16 protein-coding genes and 2 pseudogenes are annotated in these 17,194 nt (G+C 42.3%); 8 read left to right on the forward strand and 10 right to left on the reverse strand.

What is annotated here, in order from left to right:
• Nucleotides 1-21 precede the first annotated feature (21 nt).
• The 5 genes and pseudogenes from AACU32_RS09660 to AACU32_RS09680 all read left to right on the forward strand — a co-directional run.
• A complete protein-coding gene (locus AACU32_RS09660) occupies nucleotides 22-252 on the forward strand; it encodes a type II toxin-antitoxin system HicA family toxin (RefSeq protein WP_096599371.1) in 231 nt (76 codons plus the stop codon).
• Nucleotides 249-473, forward strand: coding sequence for a type II toxin-antitoxin system HicB family antitoxin (locus AACU32_RS09665; RefSeq protein WP_096599372.1), 225 nt, complete (start codon nucleotides 249-251; stop codon nucleotides 471-473). Before AACU32_RS09660 ends, AACU32_RS09665 begins: the two co-directional genes overlap by 4 nt.
• A pseudogene (locus AACU32_RS09670) lies at nucleotides 473-652 on the forward strand (ABC transporter ATP-binding protein); the annotation flags it as partial. The gene AACU32_RS09665 and the pseudogene AACU32_RS09670, both read left to right, overlap by 1 nt.
• Before the next feature lie 45 nt (nucleotides 653-697).
• On the forward strand, nucleotides 698-1,273 hold the full coding sequence (locus tag AACU32_RS09675) for a Uma2 family endonuclease (protein ID WP_096599373.1): 576 nt from the start codon (nucleotides 698-700) through the stop codon (nucleotides 1,271-1,273).
• A 38-nt stretch (nucleotides 1,274-1,311) separates the two neighbouring features.
• Nucleotides 1,312-1,458, forward strand: a pseudogene (locus tag AACU32_RS09680) (ABC transporter ATP-binding protein); the annotation flags it as partial.
• A gap of 94 nt (nucleotides 1,459-1,552) precedes the next feature.
• Here the strand turns inward: AACU32_RS09680 and AACU32_RS09685 are convergent.
• Both AACU32_RS09685 and AACU32_RS09690 read right to left on the reverse strand, forming a co-directional pair.
• The gene (locus AACU32_RS09685; protein WP_096599374.1) at nucleotides 1,553-2,122 is read right to left on the reverse strand and encodes a DUF2087 domain-containing protein; all 570 of its coding nucleotides are present in this window, start codon (nucleotides 2,120-2,122) and stop codon (nucleotides 1,553-1,555) included.
• 87 nt (nucleotides 2,123-2,209) lie between these two features.
• On the reverse strand, nucleotides 2,210-2,815 hold the full coding sequence (locus AACU32_RS09690) for a DUF2087 domain-containing protein (RefSeq protein WP_096599375.1): 606 nt from the start codon (nucleotides 2,813-2,815) through the stop codon (nucleotides 2,210-2,212).
• Between the two features lie 172 nt (nucleotides 2,816-2,987).
• Here AACU32_RS09690 and AACU32_RS09695 point away from each other — a divergent pair, with 172 nt between their 5' ends.
• Complete coding sequence (locus AACU32_RS09695; protein ID WP_096599376.1) at nucleotides 2,988-3,206, forward strand: helix-turn-helix domain-containing protein; 219 nt, start codon at nucleotides 2,988-2,990, stop codon at nucleotides 3,204-3,206.
• Between the two features lie 257 nt (nucleotides 3,207-3,463).
• Here the strand turns inward: AACU32_RS09695 and AACU32_RS09700 are convergent, their stop codons facing one another.
• The 4 genes from AACU32_RS09700 to AACU32_RS09715 form a co-directional block, all read right to left on the reverse strand.
• Nucleotides 3,464-3,607, reverse strand: a complete 144-nt coding sequence (locus tag AACU32_RS09700; protein ID WP_339377710.1) for a hypothetical protein — start codon at nucleotides 3,605-3,607, stop codon at nucleotides 3,464-3,466.
• Nucleotides 3,608-3,613: 6 nt separating this feature from the next.
• Nucleotides 3,614-4,900: a glutamyl-tRNA reductase gene (locus tag AACU32_RS09705; protein ID WP_096599377.1), complete on the reverse strand. Its 1,287-nt coding sequence runs from the start codon at nucleotides 4,898-4,900 to the stop codon at nucleotides 3,614-3,616.
• A 101-nt stretch (nucleotides 4,901-5,001) separates the two neighbouring features.
• Complete coding sequence (gene glpX / locus AACU32_RS09710) at nucleotides 5,002-6,039, reverse strand: class II fructose-bisphosphatase (RefSeq protein ID WP_096599378.1); 1,038 nt, start codon at nucleotides 6,037-6,039, stop codon at nucleotides 5,002-5,004.
• Nucleotides 6,040-6,281: 242 nt separating this feature from the next.
• Nucleotides 6,282-7,313: a histone deacetylase family protein gene (locus AACU32_RS09715; protein ID WP_096599379.1), complete on the reverse strand. Its 1,032-nt coding sequence runs from the start codon at nucleotides 7,311-7,313 to the stop codon at nucleotides 6,282-6,284.
• Nucleotides 7,314-7,484: 171 nt separating this feature from the next.
• Between AACU32_RS09715 and AACU32_RS09720 the strand changes: the two genes are divergently transcribed.
• Nucleotides 7,485-8,033, forward strand: coding sequence for a DUF981 family protein (locus AACU32_RS09720; RefSeq protein ID WP_339377711.1), 549 nt, complete (start codon nucleotides 7,485-7,487; stop codon nucleotides 8,031-8,033).
• A gap of 111 nt (nucleotides 8,034-8,144) precedes the next feature.
• Here the strand turns inward: AACU32_RS09720 and AACU32_RS09725 are convergent, their stop codons facing one another.
• From AACU32_RS09725 to AACU32_RS09740, 4 genes are all read right to left on the reverse strand, one after another.
• On the reverse strand, nucleotides 8,145-10,829 hold the full coding sequence (locus AACU32_RS09725) for a U32 family peptidase (protein WP_096599381.1): 2,685 nt from the start codon (nucleotides 10,827-10,829) through the stop codon (nucleotides 8,145-8,147).
• A 258-nt stretch (nucleotides 10,830-11,087) separates the two neighbouring features.
• Entirely contained in the window at nucleotides 11,088-12,212 is a 1,125-nt protein-coding gene (locus AACU32_RS09730; RefSeq protein WP_096599382.1) for a hypothetical protein, read from the reverse strand.
• A complete protein-coding gene (locus tag AACU32_RS09735; RefSeq protein WP_096599383.1) occupies nucleotides 12,212-12,808 on the reverse strand; it encodes a hypothetical protein in 597 nt (198 codons plus the stop codon). The genes AACU32_RS09730 and AACU32_RS09735 overlap by 1 nt, the downstream gene beginning before the upstream one ends.
• Nucleotides 12,809-13,262: 454 nt before the next feature.
• On the reverse strand, nucleotides 13,263-14,033 hold the full coding sequence (locus AACU32_RS09740) for a hypothetical protein (RefSeq protein WP_096599384.1): 771 nt from the start codon (nucleotides 14,031-14,033) through the stop codon (nucleotides 13,263-13,265).
• A gap of 1,377 nt (nucleotides 14,034-15,410) precedes the next feature.
• On the opposite strand from AACU32_RS09740, the gene AACU32_RS09745 reads away from it, so the two are divergent.
• Entirely contained in the window at nucleotides 15,411-16,670 is a 1,260-nt protein-coding gene (locus AACU32_RS09745) for an alkaline phosphatase PhoX (RefSeq protein WP_096599385.1), read from the forward strand.
• Nucleotides 16,671-17,194: the final 524 nt, after the last annotated feature.

Consider the following 17,194-nt stretch of genomic DNA (forward strand, 5'->3'; position numbering starts at 1 on the left):
GGGTAAAAGGCAAATTAGTATATGCCCAAGAAAATTAGAGAACTGAAAAGTTTATTACTGCGATCGGGGTTTACCTATAAACCAGCAAAGGGAAATCATAGCAAATGGATACATCCAAAATTATCTAAAGCTATTATCATTGCTGGTAAAGATGGTAGTGACGCTAAACCATATTTAGAAAAGCAGGTTAATGAAGCACTAGAAGAATTAAATAAAATAGAAGCAGAGGACAAGGAGGAACCAGAAGCATGAAATATACAATATTAATTCAATGGTCAAATGAAGATGAATGTTATGTAGTTTCATTACCTGATTTCCTGGATGTTATGCAGCCTTGTACTCATGGAGACACTTATGAGGAGGCTTTGAAAAATGCTCAGGAAGTTTTAGAAATGTTAATCGAATCGTATTTAGAAGATGGTCAGCCTTTACCAGATCCACAAACATTAGGTAAATCTTTAAAAGTGGCTTAATTCTTAACTGGAACCGCCAAGACGGGATGACTTTTCTGATGATCGAACACAATATGGACGTGATCATGTCCTTGTGCGATCGCGTTTGGGTACTTGCTGAAGGTAAAAATCTCGCCGACGGTACACCCGCCCAAATTCAAACGAATGCCCAACTTTTGGAAGCGTATTTGGGAAAATAGCGAATGCTAAAATCAAGGTAGTAATTATAGTGTAAAAAGCTTTTTATGTCAATAATGACAGTCAAAGACTTAGAGCAAGTTCAAGCCGCTTTTACCCAAGCAGGTTTAGATTACCAACTGGAACTCGATAATGGGAAAATTTCAATAGTGGGGCCATCAGATATTGTATCCAGCGAAATTAGTAGTCGTCTCATTGCTTTTCTGTTTGCTTGGGTAAATCCTCGTCGTTTGGGAAGAGTGTTTGATTCGGCTGGCGGTTTCATTATGCCAGATACAAACCTCAAAGCACCCGATGTTTCCTTTGTTCGCGCTTCCCGGCTGCTCCAAAGTCCTCGTTACTTTGGCGAACTTGTTCCTGATTTGGTGGTAGAAATTAAATCTCAGAGCGATAAAATTAAACTTATAGCCGCTAAAATTTTGAAATTTGTGGAGATGGGAGCGATCGTCGGCATTCTGATTGACCCTGATGAACAGACAGTTACAATTTATCGCTCTACAGGCGAACCTAGAGTTTTAGAAAATGGCGAGATTTTAACTGTACCAGAACTTTTTCCTGGTTGGGAATTGCCCATTACTGAATTGTGGCCTCCTATCTTTACTGAGGAAGAAACACAAATTTAGTGAGAAGGCAGACGGCAGAAGGAATCCCCATAAAATAAGAACTAGCAGTGGGCGTGAATCCGAGATTAATTGATGATATTTGCGATCGCATTCTCAACTGGAACCGCCAAGACGGGATGACTTTTCTGATTATCGAACAGAATATTGACGCGATCGTGTTTGAGTGCGATCGCGTTTGGGTACTTGAATGTTATTGATGAGCAACTGCGTTGGACAAACTCTCCAACTTGTAGCAAGTGGTGTTATTACTGATAATTATTTTTAGTGCCATTTTCTATTTTAAATACGCCAATAAACCCCATTTTCTCGCTGCATTAATTGAGAAGCAATTAACTCCCGCCTCAGAGTGGCGCAATCAGGATGATAACGCTTGAGTGTTTCATTTACTAAGCGTTCGGGGTACTGAATATCCGGCTCAAATTTGCTTGCTAACCACTTGAGAATGACTAGGCGCTTTTTGCGGCTTGCGGGAATTTCCTTGAGGTGTAGCACAAGTTCATCACCTGCTAGATAATTTTGCAGCACCTTATTAGCCCACAAATCACTATCAAAATCCTCAGATAAAGATACTATTTTCTCTGGTGTCAAAACTGTCTTACTCAGGTTTTGCAATGTTTCGCTTTCTAACCGATAAAAGTGGGTGTTACCCTCAGGGTGCATACTCACCAAATCTAATTCTTTTAATTTGGTTAGATGATGGGAGATTGTCGGTTCTTTGAGTTGTAATAGCACCGCCAATTCCTCGACGCTGCAATCCCGATTAGCTAAAATACCGAGAATTTTTAATCGACTCTCGTCAGCCAAAGCTTTGAAAAAGTGCAGCAAGAGTTGAAACTGCTGGTTATACATAACTTCTAATTAGATAAGCATCTAATTAGAAGTATATCTAATTATCTGTGAATCTGCTCAGGTAACCCCATCTTCTGGGAAACCGAATTAGAGACTGGTTTTCACATCTGTGGTATATCGCCAATAAACCCCCTCTTCTCGCTGCATTAACTTGTAACCAATTAACTCTCGTCGCAAGGTAGCGTAGTCAGGATGATAGCGTTTGAGTGTTTCATTCACGGTTCGTTCTGGGTACTGAACTCCTTCCTCAAATTTATTCACCAGCCACTTGAGAATGACTAGGCGCTTTTTACGGCTTGCGGGAATTTCCTTAAGGCGTTGTCCTTCCTCTGTATTATTGCCATTACTCTCTAAATAGTTGCTCAAGACTTTGCTTTCCCAAGCTTCAACATCTACATCCTCAATTAAGGAGGCCATTTTCTCTGGGGTGAAAATTTCCTTGCTAATATTTTGCAAAGCTTCGCTATCTAATTGGTAGAACCGGCTATTACCCTCTGGGCGCATAGTCACTAAATTCAGTTCCTTGAGTTTTGACAAATGATGGGATACTGTCGGTTCCTTGAGTTGTAATAGCACCGCTAATTCTTCAACACTGCACTCCTGGTTCGCTAAAATACCTACAATCTTTAATCGGCTCTCATCTGCCAAAGCTTTGAAAAATTGCAGTAGAGTCTGAAATTGTTCTTTCCTCATAATTTGTTATAATCAAATTCGACCCCGATCTAATTAGAATGAAATCGAATTAGTCATGTTGTTCTCCTCTGAACAAGCAGAGGAGTGTTTTGCTTGATTGTGAATTATTGTTAATTCTGCGACTCGTTCTGTCACAAGTTGAGATTTCTTAAGTTGTTCTTTACATTTCGCTATGTTCAGACCATTCTCAAATAGAAACAGATGGAGAGGAAGTACATCCAAACAAGGTACTTCCTTGGTACAAGCAGCTAGATTTTTAGGTGTAGACCAAAGTACTCTGTATATGGCTTTGCAAAAAGGACAAATTCCTACCAGCAGAAGAAATGGGCGCACTTTTATTAGTCAAGGCGCTTTAATGGACTATCGCGCTAGAACCAGACCTCTGTTATAAGCCGCTGACATTCTCATAAAAGGCTACAGCATTCCTATTCCTGATGTCCACTGGATAGGAATGCTATTTGCTATGTTTGGCGGAACCTCACCCACCCAGCCTCCCTCTCCTTTTAGGAGAGGGAGGGGTAAGAAAAATCATCTCCAATCATAAAAGATACTCTTCTCCCCTCTCCTCAGAGGAGAGGGGTTGGGGGTGAGGTCATTGATGCCTCGATACCATGTGATTAACTTTTTAGTGTATTTTCTACTAATTATTTAATAATTTTGGTAGTCGAAGTTTAGGCGATCGCTTGAATATCTTCCTTCAAAACATTCAGGCGATCGCCTAATAAACACCGTATCAACGGTTGTTAAAAGGTATTTGGCGGATTTTAGATCGGGATGTATCCAAAATTCCAAATTAATTTAGCTAAACTGCTCTTCTGCGTCTAAATTAAATAACATTTGCAGAGTTTGCATACATCGCCGTCTGGCTTCCACATCCTGCTGCGCTCGTAATTGCACCATCGGATCGTGTAAAATTTTGTTAACTATTCCTCTTGTGAGTGCCTCGATCACCTCTTGATGTTTCTCGGCAAATTCTGAACCCAAGCGCGACAATGCTTTTTCCAATTCTTGCTCGCGGATGGTTTCGACTTTATTGCGCAGACAGCTAATGGTGGAGACAGTTTCTAAACTGCGCCACCACACATCAAAAGCTTCTACTTCCTCATCGAGGATTTTCTCAGCTTCTTGAGCCATCTTTCGACGACTTTCGTAATTTTGCGCCACAACCGCCTTCAAATCATCCACATTGAACGCCTTGACATTGGCTAGCTCATTTACGTCTGCATGGACGTTGCGGGGGACGGAAATATCAAATAGCATTAGAGACTGGCTCGGCTCTAAAACCATTTCTAATTTGGCACGATCTAAGATGGGATCTGTAGCTGAAGTACTGGTAAATACTATATCGCTCTGGGAAATTACTGTCATCATTTCCGACAGTGGTTGAATATCCAGGGGCTGATCGGGGAATTGTTTAGCCAATTCTAGGGCGCGATCGCGAGAGCGATTTAAAATTCTAATTTGCTGAGCGCCTTTAGAAATTAGATGCTGTACCAACAAGCGTGACATTTTCCCAGCACCGAGAATCGCCACACGACAAGCGGCTAAATTTTCCACTTTCATGTGCGCCAATTCCACCGCCGCCGAACTAATGGAAACTGCGCCAGTACCAATGCTAGTTTCCGTACGAACTCGCTTACCTGCTGTTAAAGCTTGTTTAAATAACCGATTCAAAATTGTTTTTATACCATTATATTGCTGACCCAGTTTGTGAGTATTCTTCACCTGAGCCAGAATTTGTCCTTCGCCGAGGACTAAACTATCTAAACCTGCTGCTACGCGCATCATATGCATCACAGCGTCTTCATGCAACAACATAAACAGGTGTTGTCGCAAAGATATTACAGGTAATTTACTGTATTCGCCAAGAAACTGAGTTACTTCCCGGATACCGTGTTCTGTTTCACTTGTGACGATATAAATTTCCAGACGGTTACAAGTGCTGAGGATAGCAACTTCGTCAATATGGGGATAGCTGGTAAGTTGAGCGATCGCGCTTTCTGTTTGAGGTTCTGGGATGCTCAACTTTTCCCGGATTTCTACTGGGGCTGTTTTATGGCTTAACCCCACCACTGCTATATTCATCTGCTAATTGGTAATTGCTAAATGGTAAATGGTAAGTGGTGAATGGTAACTGAGGAGTTAGGTAGGGAATTGATCGCTCCTAACTCCTCAGAGTTTATTGCTTAGTGCAATTGTACGTACTTCGGCTGATCGAACATATGAATAGTATCCACAAAGCGCGCAGTTTTTGACTGGTTGGAAATAACTAGGCTTTGAGTTCTAGCTCCTCCATGAAAAAAGCGTACACCCTGCATGAGATTACCACTGGTAATACCGCTAGCAGCGAACAGTACGGTTTCACCGGATGCCAGTTCATGGGCATCATAGACCTTATCAGGGTCATTGATATTCATTGACTTGAGACGATCCAAGTTAGCTTCTTTGCTTTCGCCAATTAACCCTGTTTTGACGATCGCAGGATCATAAATCAGCTGACCCTGGAAATGTCCACCTAAAGCACGCATAGCGGCGGCGGAAATTACACCTTCAGGTGCAGCACCGATACCCATCAGGGCGTGAATATTCGTTCCAGCAAAACCACAGGAGATAGCTGCACCCACATCACCATCAGAAATCAGTTGTACTCTCGCCCCAGCGTCGCGGATTTCTTTAATTAAATCGTTGTGGCGTTCGCGCTTCATGACGACTACCACAAGTTCTTCAATAGAGCGATCTAGACACTCGGCGAGAATTTTGAGGTTTTCCGTTGCTGATTTGTTGATATCTACTTTGCCTTTAGCTGCTGGAGGCGCTGCTAACTTCTTCATGTAGAAGTCAGGCGCGGCAAATAAGCCACCTTTTTCCGAAATTGCCAATACAGCCATTGAGCCTGGTTGGCCGTATGCTACCAAGTTTGTACCTTCACAAGGATCAACGGCAATGTCAATTTCGATGAGTTCATCTGGGTTACAGAAGTCTTTAGCATCTGGACGGGAGCAGATACCCACCTCTTCCCCAATATATAACATAGGGGCGTCATCGCGTTCACCTTCACCAATGACAATGCGACCGCGCATATAAATTTTATTCATCCGTTCGCGCATTGCTTCCACCGCTACTTGGTCAGCAGTGTTCTTTTCGCCTTTACCCATCCACTTAGCGGATGCGATCGCGGCTTGCTCTACGACCTCAATAATCTCTAATCCAAGTGTATTTTCCACAGAGTCGCCCTCTCAACTGCTTGACTTAGCGTCGTTTTATCTAGCTATTCCAGTTTTCAAGTCTACCAAAGGGCGTATACACAAAGAAAGCAACTCCATTTCTTTAGTACATTCCTTAACTTTAACAAAACTGGTGTTTCCAGCCATCAATGCGGAAATTACTCTGTGTGGCGATTACAAATATTAATGAAATCTCCACAAAACAGTCGGTTGCGGTTACTCTTGCACAGTATTAACTTTAATTAAGCATTTTCAAAACCTGTGACCAGTTGTCTGACATTTTCATCCAAAGCTGCAACATAGTAACCACCCTCTTGCACAAATAAAGTCGGCAGTTGAAGTGACTTAATTTTTCTGCCAATTTCATTGTATGACGTAGACTCAAGCGCAAAACACCCTAGCGAGTCAGATTTAAACGTGTCAAAGCCAGTTGCTACGATTGAGGCTTCTGCTTTAAAGTTTGATATGACCTCAATAGCTTGCTCTAAAGCTGGGATATAAGCAGCTTCATTCGTGCCTGGAGGTAAAGGAATATTCAAATTATACTTTTCGCCTGCGCCAGCACCACGTTCGCTGTCAAAGCCAGTATAAAAGGGATAAAAATTTGCTGGATGACCGTGAATTGAGATTGTGAAAACGTCACGGCGCTGATAAAAAATCTGCTGTGTACCGTTACCATGATGCATGTCAATATCGAGGATTGCAACTTTGGAAAACTGTTTGCGGAGTTCTTGGGCTGCGATCGCGGCATTATTCAAAAAGCACATACCCATTGCTTTATCCTGGGAAGCATGATGTCCGCTTGGTCTACACAAAGTATAAATAGCAGCATCTCCCTCTCGCAGACACGTTACTCCTGCAATCACCGCAGATACACTCCCCAATGCATTTCTCCAAGTATATTCACCGATAGGGGCTGCACAATCAGCGATGTACCAACCCGCCATAGCAACTGGATTGTCGTTAAACTGAGCTATCTGGCGATGGGGGAAAATGTTTGGTACTATTTCCGTACTAGCATCTGGCATTTGTGACCAGTTTGACCAAGCATTTTCCAGATACTTAACATAAGCTTTGTCATGAACTGCCAGAATATATGGGTGCAAGTCTAGCTCACAAGGCAATACCGAAATTATCTCACATCCAGCCTGTTCCAGTCCGGCAAGAATTTTACTACCTCTTTGTGCCACATCTGGATGTTCGACAAAGTTTCCTCGCCGGAGGAATCTTGCAGGCCCTGGAGCATCAAAATAAGGGCTAAGTACCGTTCTCATATTTTCTATCTGAGTTTTGAATATTTGTTGCGCCTACGTTCTCGAAAACCATAGAAATATATCTATGTCGTTCTTTGGTTAGATATGCGAAATATTAACTTATGCAACAGTATATTTTGAACCCAGAAAGCTATTTAGAGGTAAATCGTGTTTATTGACTACATCACACTTATGTTGATCAATATGGTAGCTGGGTTATTTTTACTCGCCGATTACGTATATCGAGGGATAGATAGCGATCGCCAGAAACGGTGGGTTCCTGGTTTTGGGATTACAGGGGCGATCGCATTGACAACTGGGTTACACATGACCTTTACCTGGCCGATTACAGGTAGTTTTAACATCGCTTTTGGGGAAACGACGCTTTTATTTGGCATATTGTTTATTGGTAGTGCGATCGCTCTTTCCTTCGGCTGGGATCTAGCCACACTAGCAATTTACGCATTCTTCGCTGGTTCAGTTGCAATTGTTATCGGTATCCGCATCATCAACTTAGGGATGACACAGCAACCATTAATGTCGGGAATCGGCTTTATTCTCACCGGCTTGAGTGGCGTTTGTGCCGCACCAACTCTTTACTGGAAAACAAACCGAACTTGGCGGTTAATTGGTGTAGCAGTATTAATTATAGCAGCATTGATTTGGGCATTTACTGGTTATTTAGCTTACTGGAATCATCTAGAAAGTTTCCAAAAGTGGGTTCCAACGCCCATGCGTTAAACCTATCCCGCCCCTGGAAGGGCGGTTGTCCCTTGTCTCTCTTACCCGTTGAAAAAGGGGGTTTCCCGCCGTCTTTGATGAATAACTCCGGATTTACTCCAACCCTAAAATTTATCTGACTGGAGAAAATCCCATCGGTCCACGAGTGACACCAAGCTGATTTTGCAGCTTTAACTCCCGCCAAAGTTGGGAACCTGTAATCTCACCTTGTAGGAGTTGACGGTAGCAATGTATTGTTTTACTCACTTGCTCTGGTGACTCATTGACAAACTCAATGCGGAATTGCCTCAATCCCAAATTTATCAGGCGCTGTACGTACTCGGCTCCTGTTTGGGCAGTGCCGTTAAATACAGTATTGCGACAACCGACATCTGCTTTCAGGACATGTTCACTACCCACGCGATCGCGCAATTTTACTTCTTGTTTTTCACAGGGTCTTCCACAGTTAGTGTAATCTGTCCCCGTAGAAAGAAAAGCACAAAATACACAATGCTCCATGTGGAACATCGGCATATGTTGGTGAATTGTCACTTCCAACCACTGGGGTGGACAACTAGTCAGCAGGTCTTCGAGTTGAGTAATATTTAGGTCGTAGGATGCGGTTAACCGTTCTAAACCATAGCGCTGTTGAAAGTAATCTGCGGTTAAAGCGTTAGCAACATTGAGTGAAAAATCTCCGATACAACGGTCTGAAGAAAAGAATTCTAGCTGATCATAATTGCGCACCAGATAACCATCTGCATTACAGTCACGCACTTGTTGCAAAATCCAGTTTTCCCCAGGTTTGGTAATTCGGGGAGGCGCAACCCAGATAGAGGGGATGGTTGACGGTTGACTGTTGACTGTTGACTGTTGACGGTTGACGGTTGACGGTTGATTTACTGGTTCTTTTTCTTGTCCTCCTTGTCTCCCTTGTCCTCCTTGTCCTCCTTTTCCCCCTTGTCCCCCTTGTCCCCCTTGTCCCCCTTGACGCACTATCTGCACTGCTTCTCGATAAAAGCGGGGGTCTTCAAATTCACAGTACAGTGTCTGAATTCCCGCTTGAAGTGCCGCTTGGAGTTGCTTGAGGTTGCGGACTAAAACAATGAGTGAGGGGGATGAAGAAGACGCGGGGAGGGGGAGATGCTCTGACGCGGGGAGTAGGTTTTGAAAAGATACATCAGAACGTAGTTCCCAGCGTTGGGGTTGACTGCGTAACTCTGCTAACTGAGATACTAGATCTCGCCGCATTTTGTTCAACTCACTCACGGGTATCATCACCGCGCCACTGAGGTGATTGGTGAGCTTTCCTAAACAGAAGGGAGTATTACCCAGACGACCAAATTGTTCTTGTAAGCGTTCTGTGGTTAGGGGTTTGGTGTGTGCTTCGACTAGGGATATTGTAGAATCCACCTGGACTACATGACCTTGTTGATCGCGGGCGATCGCAGTTAATGGTTGATCGATTTCGCCATAAATCTCTAAGTCAATCGGACGCTGAAATTGGGGATTTTCACCCGCAAAACTTTGCCGTAATTGCTTATCCAGTTCTGGATCGCTAGTTTTCCAAACGCGATCGCCTATATGTACCCGGCGGAAATTGAGGTCACTGCGACCAAAACTCAGCAATGTCTCCCTTCCCTTGGGCGTGACTGCATACACTCGCCCACCTTCTTCCTTCGCCTCTGGATGACCGGAATCGAAGACAATTCCATCCCCTGGTTTAACTGGTGCTTCTAATCTAATTGCTACCTGTTCATTACTAATGCGGATAACTTCACCCAGGTATACCCCGCGCTTCTTCCCAAACCGCCCATGAACTAATTCCTGATTGTTAATTCCCCCAAACCAACCTGTGTAAATCCCGCGAGAAAACGCCATTTCCAAGTTATATCGTTCCCGATTAGACTCCGCGTCAGAGCGTCCCCGCGTCAGAGCGTCCCTTTCTTCCATCGCCCGATCCAACGCTTCCCGATAAACACGAGTAACATTAGCCACATACTCTGGTGTTTTCAGACGACCTTCAATTTTCAGAGAAGTTACCCCTGACTTCACCAAATCAGGCAGAACTTCCAACCCTGCTAGGTCTTGGGGACTGAGGAGATATTTGCGATCGCCTAAATTTACAACTTCCCCGTTAGCGATTAACTCGTAGGGCATTCGGCAAGCTTGGGCACATTCACCCCGATTGGCAGAACGCCCGCCTAAAGCTTCACTCGTCAAACACTGACCGGAATAAGCGACGCACAAAGCACCGTGAACAAAGACTTCTAAAGGTAAAGAAGCTTGTTTCTGCTGGATTTGCTGTTGAATTTTATTGATTTCCTTCAGGGAACATTCACGGGCTAGCACCACCAAATGACAACCGAGGGACTTAGCAAAATCCACCCCAGCTGCACTAGTGATCGTCATCTGCGTAGAAGCATGGATAGGGAAATCAGGTGATAGGTGACGAATGAGACGACATAAACCCACATCTTGCACAATCATCGCATCCACACCTGCGGCAATAATTGAGCGAAGATACTGCTCTACCTCTGGTAGTTCCTGGGGGAAAATGAGTGTATTGACTGTCACATAGCCCTTCACACCTCTCAGGTGGAGAAATGCCATTAATTCGGGTAAATCCGCCTCAGTAAAATTTTGTGCCCGCATTCTAGCGTTGAACCGATCCAAACCAAAGTAAATCGCATCCGCCCCATTTTCCACAGCAGCTTTGGCGCATTCCCAATTACCTGCTGGTGCGAGTAGTTCCGGGCGTTGTCGGGTGAGTGAGTTGGGTTGAGTTTGAGGGCTGTGGGGGCGATCGCTTTTCATCAGGCTGGAGTAAGTTTAAGTAGCACCATAGTGATTTTATCGAAGATAGTCAGGGATTGTGGGTGAAGAAGAGCGATCGCAATATTTATTCCTTTTGCAGAGGCAGGGGTTTCCCCGCCCTCTAAGACAACACCATATAAGGCATCAAGTAAAAATAAGTAGTGCGAGCATCTTGCTCGCGCGGGCAAGATGCCCGCACTACAAATATTAAATTGTTCAACTTATTTTTACACGACTCCTAACTTCCAATCCGCTTGACTAAAACAGATTCATGATTGGCAGAATTGCGATCGCAATTAAGTTGGACTCTTTTGGGGCTCCTGCTAGTCTAATCAACTTGTTTGTCAATAGACTAGTGATGGCGATGATGATGAACCAGCCATTTGACAAAAGGGTTAATATACTTATAGTTAGCAACACAATTAAGATGTTAACTACATAAGGTAAACTATTGTGGATAACTATGAAGATTTTTATCAAGTTATCAAACATCAGATAAACCAGAAGTGATAGAACACACGAAGCTCCTAGTATACCAACAGATTCCCATCTACCAAAATCTAAATTTAGTAATGCTGCTTGTGATGCGGCTGCACTTCTAGCACCACCTGTGCAGAGAAGGATTGCTAAGCCTATACTAGAGGCTATTCCATCTGCGATCGCTCCTCTGGCTGCAACAATTTCTGGTTTATCTTCTCCCTCATCCATTAGTCTGCACATTGCATTTGTAGGTAATCCCCATAACATTGAGGATAGTAATCCTGCTAATATGCCATCCCATGATTGAATAATATACTCTGTTGGTTCGGTTGAATTAAGCTCTATTTTTTTATAGTGGAAAAGTGATTGTAGAGAGTTTCCAATAAATAAAGAGCTTACTAATATAAACATGGGTTGCTCAATCGGTAAGTTGATTACAAGTACACTTAGAATACTTGTAATTATTAGTGAGAGAACAGTTAGTTTTTTATCTTTTGATAGCCTGCTTATTTCTATCCAGATACCTAATGATATTGCAATTGCTAATCCTTTATGAACTTCTGTTATTTGAAACGCTGTCTTTCCTATACCAAGGATTAGGAAACTGCCAATAAAGCACCCTAGTATTTTTCCAGTTGTGTATGAACTTATATTAGTCCATACTAAATTAATAGGTTGACTATTGTTTTGTAGTTTATCTGGAAATTCTTCATCTCTGTTTCCTGTAAGTAAGCTAATTGCTTTAATTCCTGAGCTGGTTGCATCTATCCCTATAATTAATCCACAGGCTAATTGTGGGTCAGGAATACTTAGTGATGCAAGTAGAATAAATCCTATATTAAATCCTGGTATGAGACCAAGTATTATTCCTACTACACTTCCAATTAAGAGTCCAGTAATCATTAGTTCTCAACTGCCAATACTTCTTTTGTGGTTTCTGAATAGTAGATTGTGTTGTTTCCTAGTTTTAACTGGCTGTTCAATTTTTTGCTAATTTTAAGTCTTTCAATGTAAGGAATTTTTCCTTCATCTATATTTCTGAACTCTAGGTAGTCTCCGTTATCAACATTTGGTATTGTTCCAATTGTTAGTTTAATCATTTTTGGTTTTTCTATATTTCCAGAAGTATCTACTACTGAGTAGTCAAATTCAGGTAAACCTATTCCTTCTACTGAATAATCATTAATTACTTTTACAGGCACTTTAACTCGATTACCTGGGGTACCCATTTCGTTTAATTGGTTATATCTTTGATAAACCATTATGTGGCATCCTTGGGAACCTTCTGTTAGAGTTACTATTGCTTTACCACTACCAGGTGAGGATTTTTCTACTGAAACCACAACTCCTTTTAAAATTCCTCGTTCCCCAGCTTTTAGCTCACACAGATTTAGCAGCCCTGATTTTTTAGGTTGAGATGCCCCTAGATGCATAATCCCCAGACAGGAGATTAGTAGTAGCAAATTTAAGCCCACTAGAAATCCCTTGTTTTTACTCATTTTAAACCCCAGCTAAATAAATATATACTCCTGTTAGTTCTTGAACCTCAGGAGACATAATTTTAGTTTGCTTAACTGTGGCCTATATTGTCGTCAGTAATTTTTCTACTAGCAGAGAAGTTATAATAAATTTTTTAATTTATTACTGCATTGGGTATATTAAGGGATGTTAGATGATGAACTTGTTTTACATGTCCTGAGTGGCCTTTACACTTGAGGTAGTAAAAATTTATTTACACTTCTGGGGTTTCTTTGATTTCTGCAAAGTAGCCGTCTTTTTTTAAATACTTTTTTGCCAGATTTCTAAGGCTAATTTATCCCCACTTTGTAAAGATTCAATTAAAAAGTACGCTGTATTTACCATTTCATAATATAACTCTAGAATAGAGATTTCTCCCTTAAAATCTGTTTTAGAGTAATTGACAAATGACACATGAGCAATTACAAATTATTTTCAGACACCTGAACGATCGCCTGTCACATACTGGGAATCTTTGCTACCAATCTCAAGTTGAAAATCAGGCAAGATTTTATACGGCTTAAGAACTCTCTCAATATCTTTACGTACCGTATCCAAGCCATCACCATCAATAATACCATTGTCCCTAAGTGCACATACAAAAGTTTGCAGGCTTCCCTGTTCGGAACTTGGTAAAAACGGGTGCTGGAGGATAAAGCGAATAATTGCGATTAACCGTTGGAAAGTGGCGACATCAGAATAAGCGTGAGGAGGTGAAACAGAGATGGGGGAATGGGGAGAAACGATGGGAATAAAAGCAGATGCAGAGATAGTATTGATGTTAATTAGAGAATTTTCTTGTAACCAGTGTAAATCAGAAGCGATCGCCTGGGCATCAGCGTAGATATGACCGGACAATTTGCCGATGATAGCGGTAATTTCCGCTAACGCGCTGGTAAATTGGGGAACATCACCAAATATACCTTCGAGGATACTCGGGTTAGTAGCTTGTAAATTCCCAATTCCGGGATAGCGAATAATCAGCGAAATGAGATACATTAAGCGTTCAAAATCTAGCAACCGAATGTAAGCGTGAAAAGTTAAATAGCGATCGCGGTTAGTGCGATTGATGAGACTATGGGGTAAAAGTTGGATTTGGTTGAAAATTTGGGAAATATCAAAATTTGGGGAATTGACATCAACTTTCTTGACAGTCGCAAAACCTTCAGCAGTGATGGGGGGGAAGTTTTGCAAAGATGCATACATACTTTCATTGACACTCCTCGACCTAAAGGTACGAGGATTCTTGGTTCAGCGAGTCCACTTAGACTAGGCTCCTTGCGTTACCTAACCCAGAGGTGGTTCTCTCCCCAAGCTTTAACTTCCGGTATGCCCTACCGTAGTTGCGTTGCTGAGGCAATGCGCCCTTGCGGTTTCCCGACTTGAAGCAACTGCCGTGCAAAATTTGTTTTTTGTTTAATGCTGGTAGTCTAGCTCCTGTGAATCTTTTACCTACTTTCAGGTTGTGCAAAAGCACGCTCTAGAGCAACTTGTAGAACCCCCTAGATTCAGTTGTCAAGGTACAGCGTCTACGTGTTAGGTAGCAATCGGGTTTTTAAACAGGTTGATTACCCGTCCTGTTCAAGTCATTTTACCATTAAAGTCGCCCTTCCAGGGCGAGGTTTTAGACCCAAATTTTCGATAATTTAGGACTTACGCAAAAAAACTTTCAAACTCTTATTTCTCCGTGTACTCTGCGTCCTGGAGCGGTTTGTTTTTCCGTTACTTGTGCGTAAGTCCTGTAATTGATTGAATCGGTATAAAGTCTGGTTTGAGTTGAATCCGTTTCCATTAATTCACTCCTTAAAAACAGCAGCGATATGTCTAGAATCTCGCAAATTACAAAATATTTAAATTTCCATTAATTCTACTTCTCAAAAACAGCAGCCACCAAGTTGAAACTGATAACGATAAATTCATACTCACATAAAATTGGTATTACGTACTAATAAGTTATACCAATTTGAAAAAACAATGTGACAGATGGGTAGGGGCACAGCAGTGCTCATACGTGTCAACTTAACGCGAAACCCTTGCCAAGACTTGATGAGCGAATTCTCTCACTTAAAATCAAGATCCGCGTTACCCCACCCCGGCTTTGCTGACGCAAAACCTCCCCTCCCCGTTTACGGGGAGGGGATTGAGGGGTGGGGTAAAACGCTTGTGGGATAAGCCTTTTAACTTAAGTTGACACCAATGAGCAGTGCTGTGCCCAGAGAATGATTTATATGTCGCAAACATTTTTTGAATCGGGATTAGTAGCAAAGTTAAAAGATATCGCAGATTCTTTTGAGTGAGGTTATCTGCGCTTAACCTAAAATATAATTATTCTTAACTCAATCGATGAATTTTTAATCTAGTTTATCTTTGGGTTAAAATTAGGCTGAATTTGCCATCGATCATGACAAAACTTAGTTACTGATAAAACTATCAATTATATATTTAAAAGTAGAGAATTAATTAAGTTAAAATTGATATATTTTACATGTTGTTGATTTTGCTTTTCATAAATTTATCTTAGTTTTCTCTTAATAGAGATAAATCACTTTGTCTCCATGAGATGAAAAAATTAAGGAGCAAATTGTGACCTTATCAAGGCGTAAATTCTTTACCCTAGCAGGCACAGGAACTGCTGGTGCTTTGATATTATCTCCATTGCAGGCTTTTTATGCTAAGCGCGCTTTTGCAGCAGGCCCCTATGGTTCTCTGCAATCTGACCCGAAACGTGTGTTGGATCTACCTGCGGGATTTTCTTATGTGAGATTGTCAGAGACTGGACAAACAATGAGTGATGGCTACAAAGTTCCGGGTGGACATGATGGTATGGCAGCATTTCCCGGTACAAATGGTAGTACTATTCTGATCCGTAACCACGAACTCAACTTCTCATCGGGTAAGAGTGTGGGCGCACCAAGCAGTAAGAAATATGATAGCCAAGGAAAAGGTGGCACAACTACTTTAGAAGTCAGTTCCACGAGGGTATTACTCAGACACCACGGTTCTTTAGCAGGTACTGACCGCAACTGTGCGGGTGGCCCAACTCCTTGGGGTTCTTGGCTAAGTTGCGAAGAGAGTTTTGAAACTGGTAACAAGAAGCATGGCTATGTATTTGAAGTCCCTAGTAGTGCAACTAGTTTCGTCACGCCTGTACCCCTGGTAGCAATGGGTCGATTCAATCACGAAGCCGCAGCTGTAGACCCCAATACAGGCTATGTATATATGACCGAAGACCGGGGAGATGGCTTGTTATATCGCTTCGTACCGAACACAAAAGGTAACTTGAGTGCGGGAGGTACACTGTATGCTTTGAGAATTCAAATCAAACCGAAAGCAAATACCAAAACAGGATTTACAGTTGGTCAAGCCTACACAGTAGATTGGGTTCGCATCACTAACCCCGATCCTTCTAGTGATACAGTCAGGGTTGAAGGTTATAACTTGGGTGCAGCTAGGTTTAGTCGTGGCGAAGGTATCTTTTATGGCAAAGGAGATATCTATTTTTGCTGTACTAACGGTGGTAGTGCTGGATATGGTCAAGTCTGGCGCTACACTCCAGCGACGGAAACATTGCGGTTGTTTGCAGAACCTAACAATCGGGGTATTTTAGATTACCCAGATAATATTGTCGTTGCACCCAACGGTGATTTGTTCGTTTGTGAAGATGGCGAAGACAGTGAAATCTTTATTGTCGGTATTACGCCAAGTGGCACACTTTATAAATTTGCGCATAATGCATTGAATGGAGAAGAGTTTGCGGGAATTTGTTTCTCTCCAGATGGAAAAATCATGTTTGTGAATATGCAGTCACCAGGAATTACCTTTGCGATTAAGGGCCCTTGGTAAGGTTTCTCAACGGGTGGTGTAAAACCAATTGGTGGGGAAACCCCGCCCCTACAAATGCATCTGTCGCATTCTTTTTTTACAGCAGTTTTCACGTATTTGCACTACATCTATCGTCAGGGCACAGCAGTGCTCATACGTGTCAACTTAACGTGAAACCCTTACCAAGACGTGATGAGCGAATTCTCTCACTTAACATCATGATCCGCGTCACCCCACCCCGGCTTTGCTGACGCAAAACCTCCCCTCCCCGTAAACGGGGAGGGGATTGAGGGGTGGGGTAAAATGCCTGTGGGATAAGCCTTTTAACTTAAGTTGACACCAATGAGCAGTGCTGTGCCCCTACAGTGTGGTATTTTTACCTGAAAATGGCTGTAAATTGCTATTGGTACGAATTCATCAAAATTAATGGGGTGGGGTAAGAGCCGCGATCGCATCAATGTTGGTCGCGGCTCACTGTATAATTACATTTCTATTCAAAGGTTTTCAACGTGCATCTCGATCGGCGAAGCTAGATTTACAGTTAA

The sequence above is a fragment of the Calothrix sp. NIES-2100 genome, assembly GCF_963875285.1.
Taxonomy (GTDB): domain Bacteria; phylum Cyanobacteriota; class Cyanobacteriia; order Cyanobacteriales; family Nostocaceae; genus Aulosira.